Below are 4857 nucleotides of genomic sequence, written 5' to 3'. Positions count from 1 at the left end.
AATCCGTACTGAACATACTATACATTATTTTCAGTATAGTTGAGCTTATTATTGACTAGAGTCATGCTCTGTTCCGCTGACGGGAATGGCGCGACAGGCCAAAGCTCGCGACAGTTTCCCTGGCCACAGCCTGCTCGGTTTACCAAGGTTAAGATTAGGTTAAAAAGGAAGAGGCGGGGGTAACCTCAAGCTAGGCTGGATGACCTATGTGAAAAGAGCCTGCTGCCCTCTTGGTTCTCGTTTTGGGTAGAGGAGACTGGCTGTGGACGCTGTTGCTGCTGAGCTGAAAACCGATCGCGTCAGCGGGACGGAGTCCTTGCACTTGACCTTGCCCTCATCTGCGCCCTTGCCAACCGTGGCCGCCTGGGCCCACCAGCTGTTGAGCCAGCAATGGCAGCGGCTGCAGAAACACGTAAAGCGAGTTCTGACCCAGCATCCAGAAGCGGCAGAGTCTCTGCACCAAATCCGGGTGACCTTGCGCCGTATTGGCACTTGGGTGCAGGTGTTTCAGGGATCCGTCCGGCTGCCCAAGCCTCTCAAGCCCAAACGCCTGCAAAAGCTGGCCAGTGCTTTGGGCAAGCAGCGGGATCTGGACGTGCTGCTGGAAATCCTGCAGGAACCTTGCTGGGAAGGGATCCCGGCAGCCCAGCAGGCAGAACTGGAGAAGCTAAAACAAGATCTGCAGCAACGTCGAACCCAAGCCGAGAAACGCTCCCGCCGCATTCTGGAAGATGCTGACTTCCTGGCGTTTCAAGCTGCCTGCGAGCAGTGGCTGGCTCACCCCCGCTATAAGCCCCAGGCGGAGCTGCCTTTGCCGGAAAGCTTGCCCCACTTGCTGACTCCCCTGCTGGCCCAGTGGCTGCTGCAGCCAGGCTGGCGGATCCCTGCTTTCCCCGCAACGGAAGCCCAGGCTGAGCAACTGCACGAGCTGCGCAAGGCCACCAAACGGCTGCGCTATCAGGTGGAGTTTTTTGCGCCCTTTTACGGGGAAACCATGCAAGATTGGATAGCAACCCTGAAGTGCTTGCAGGATCAACTGGGCCGCTTTAACGATTTGCAGGTTTTGCAAGGCGAGCTGCCTGCAGACTCAGACCTACAAACCCTTCTCCAGGAACAACAAAAACTAGCCCTCCAGGAGTGGCCTGAGCACCAACAGCGCTGCCTGGCCTCTGCCGAGCAGCACCGGCTTTACTCTAATCTTTTCTCTGTTTCCAATTTCTTTCCAACTGGGGATCCCTAGGTTTCCAATTCTATAGATCCCCCCGAAGGAAAAACCCCGCCTTATTGGCGGGGGATTTTTTGTGGCTATAGGGTTTCCAATTTCTAGGGATCCCCCCGAAGGGGGAACGAAATACTCAGCGAGTCTTACCGACAAGCCATCGAGTAGTTTCCAATTTCTAGGGATCCCCCCGAAGGGGGAACTCAAACTGGTTGGCCCGTTCGTCGAGTTTCCTAGCTACACCGAGTTTCCAATTTCTAGGGATCCCCCCGAAGGGGGAACCAAGCAGAGTTTCAAAACACATTTCGTGGAGTTCCGCAGGTTTCCAATTTCTAGGGATCCCCCCGAAGGGGGAACATGAAATACACGAAAGAGCAAATCTTGCGTTCGGAGCGCTGGTTTCCAATTTCTAGGGATCCCCCCGAAGGGGGAACCAACCTGCAAGCAGACTGGCTACGTACCGTTGGTAGTGAGTTTCCAATTTCTAGGGATCCCCCCGAAGGGGGAACGCAGGGGTGAGGCTAATCAGTGAAAGTGCTGTTTTCAAGGCTTCCAATTTCTAGGGATCCCCCCGGAGGGGGAACTTGAGCCTTGCGGATCTGGGCTATCGTCACACTTGCACCCTTACCCGCACGGTTTGGAACCCGCACAGGCTTGGGCAACAAAACAGGAGTTGGCTTTGGTTGAGCCGGAGCCACCGGCTTTTCTTCGTTGTAGGAATCGCCGAACGCAGACTCAAATGCAGCTTTCGCTGCTTCGAGCCACTCGTCCGGAGTCCAAATAGTGCGCTTAGACATTGTAGGCTCCTTTTGAGAAGTGTGTCTAGTTCGGTTGCTCCCCTGGCGACACGTTTAACCAAGTTTCCAATTTCTAGGGATCCCCCCGAAGGGGGAACACTGGGAGAAGCTCCGGGCAATGCTACAGTACCGAGCGTTTCCAATTTCTAGGGATCCCCCCGAAGGGGGAACGCGAAAGGTGCCGAGGGACTCCCAGAAGTTGACAAGTTTCCAATTTCTAGGGATCCCCCCGAAGGGGGAACAAAATCAGGAGTGCGCATCTCTTCGTCATTATATTCTTTGTTTCCAATTTCTAGGGATCCCCCCGAAGGGGGAACATCAAGTTGCTTTTTCCGGTGAAGGAGCCTGGTTTCTCGTTTCCAATTTCTAGGGATCCCCCCGAAGGGGGAACACCCAGCCCAGACCACTATAGTATCGGTATATAGCGTAGTGTTTCCAATTTCTAGGGATCCCCCCGAAGGGGGAACAAAAGTTTTGTTGCGGAAACTATTGTTTCCCAACATTGTTTCCAATTTCTAGGGATCCCCCCGAAGGGGGAACAATGGAATCATCACCGATTACTTTGACTGGGATATTTAGTTTCCAATTTCTAGGGATCCCCCCGAAGGGGGAACGGCGAGGTCGTGCTCAAAGCGGCCCGGTGGGTGGTCGAGTTTCCAATTTCTAGGGATCCCCCCGAAGGGGGAACTCCAAGATGGGTTAATCCGTAACGGAAAGCGTGTTAACGTGTTTCCAATTTCTAGGGATCCCCCCGAAGGGGGAACACCTCACTGACTACAGCCCCGCCGATAAGCCGTGGGACCGTTTCCAATTTCTAGGGATCCCCCCGAAGGGGGAACGCAGGATTCTCCGTTGCCAACCGGGTGACTTGTTGTGGTGGGTTTCCAATTTCTAGGGATCCCCCCGAAGGGGGAACGTCGCGTCCAGCAGCGTCTGGTTGGCTTCGTCTATAACGTTTCCAATTTCTAGGGATCCCCCCGAAGGGGGAACCTAGTAGGGCAGTACTATCCTACTGCCCCATTGAGAAACAAGTTTCCAATTTCTAGGGATCCCCCCGAAGGGGGAACGAGGCAGGTTTGTCGTTCCCTGTCTAAGGAGGTTATTGTTTCCAATTTCTAGGGATCCCCCCGAAGGGGGAACCTGCATAAGCTGTTCCGCAAGAGCAGCTTTGCAGTCCGGTTTCCAATTTCTAGGGATCCCCCCGAAGGGGGAACTTTAAAGATGCCTGTGAAGAATACCTAGATTATGCTGCGTTTCCAATTTCTAGGGATCCCCCCGAAGGGGGAACTTGAATTATCAACTCAATCAGGAAGATAACGGCAATAGCTGTTTCCAATTTCTAGGGATCCCCCCGAAGGGGGAACCTCGGCGAGGCGTACAATTTAGCCGCGAATGTTGAGGACAGTTTCCAATTTCTAGGGATCCCCCCGAAGGGGGAACTGCCCGGCCTGCAGACTGGAACTGCGGGTATGTGCGGGTTTCCAATTTCTAGGGATCCCCCCGAAGGGGGAACTCGACCACACGCCGCGCCTTGTTGCGGTACTGCCGGGGTTTCCAATTTCTAGGGATCCCCCCGAAGGGGGAACCCGGCAGGTCTAACATTACCTAGATCTACTTCTAAGGTTTCCAATTTCTAGGGATCCCCCCGAAGGGGGAACAACACGAGTAAGTCAGCTAACAAGAAGCATATTGTCAGGAGTTTCCAATTTCTAGGGATCCCCCCGAAGGGGGAACAGTACACCGTTATGTGGACGACCAGGATTTCCCGCTAAAGCGTTTCCAATTTCTAGGGATCCCCCCGAAGGGGGAACTGCAAACATCCTTCGAAAGGTAGCGACACAGCTAGGGTTTCCAATTTCTAGGGATCCCCCCGAAGGGGGAACAACCTACTCCCAATAGTCAATTAAGTTATTACCAAATGATGTTTCCAATTTCTAGGGATCCCCCCGAAGGGGGAACTTCTACTTTAGGGAGAGGTGGATGATACTGCAGGACGTTTCCAATTTCTAGGGATCCCCCCGAAGGGGGAACATGGTACTGGCAAAGTACCAAGACGGGGCCAGTCAAGTTTCCAATTTCTAGGGATCCCCCCGAAGGGGGAACCACACTACTTCATCCTAGGCGGTTTCACCGCCTATCGTTTCCAATTTCTAGGGATCCCCCCGAAGGGGGAACATGATAAAGCGGAATACTTCAGCGACTGTTTCATGTTTCCAATTTCTAGGGATCCCCCCGAAGGGGGAACTTGATGATGCTCATACAAACCTCCCTTCATCAGGGATAAAGTTTCCAATTTCTAGGGATCCCCCCGAAGGGGGAACGAGAAGGAATACGGCCAGGGCCGGCCGTCCCTCGTGGGTTTCCAATTTCTAGGGATCCCCCCGAAGGGGGAACGCGCCGGGAGACGGTCTCGAGCCCGATCCCTTGTAAGCGGGTTTCCAATTTCTAGGGATCCCCCCGAAGGGGGAACCTGCCCTTCGAAAATAGCAGGCGGCAGGCCACTGGCAGCCAGGTTTCCAATTTCTAGGGATCCCCCCGAAGGGGGAACCTGGGATCCAGAGCATTGGCATTGGATCCCAGTGGCGTGTTTCCAATTTCTAGGGATCCCCCCGAAGGGGGAACCGTGGATAGGCATGCGTACAACTTTCCCAAAATAGGATCGTTTCCAATTTCTAGGGATCCCCCCGAAGGGGGAACGCATCGAGGTTCCTCCAATCTTGTGGGGTGGATTGGTGTTTCCAATTTCTAGGGATCCCCCCGAAGGGGGAACTCCACCCCTATTAAACCCAAGCAGGGCAAGGAATGCAAGACCCATTTGCGAGGGATCCGGAAAAAAGTCGG

The 4857-nt window shown here is 54.1% G+C and carries 1 protein-coding gene and 2 CRISPR repeat arrays; the gene reads left to right on the top strand.

What is annotated here, in order from left to right; genetic code table 11:
• Positions 1–262: 262 nt before the first annotated feature.
• The gene (locus NW840_RS12680; RefSeq protein ID WP_011432471.1) at positions 263–1240 is read left to right on the top strand and encodes a CHAD domain-containing protein; all 978 of its coding nucleotides are present in this window, start codon (positions 263–265) and stop codon (positions 1238–1240) included.
• Positions 1241–1312: 72 nt separating this feature from the next.
• Positions 1313–1803: a CRISPR direct-repeat array (repeat unit 36 nt; unit sequence GTTTCCAATTTCTAGGGATCCCCCCGAAGGGGGAAC).
• Between the two features lie 274 nt (positions 1804–2077).
• Positions 2078–4786: direct repeats of the CRISPR family, unit length 36 nt; unit sequence GTTTCCAATTTCTAGGGATCCCCCCGAAGGGGGAAC.
• Positions 4787–4857: the final 71 nt, after the last annotated feature.

This window comes from Synechococcus sp. R5-13, from assembly GCF_047462015.1.
Taxonomy (GTDB): Bacteria; Cyanobacteriota; Cyanobacteriia; order Thermostichales; family Thermostichaceae; genus Thermostichus.
This window is presented reverse-complemented; position numbering and strand designations above follow the sequence as displayed.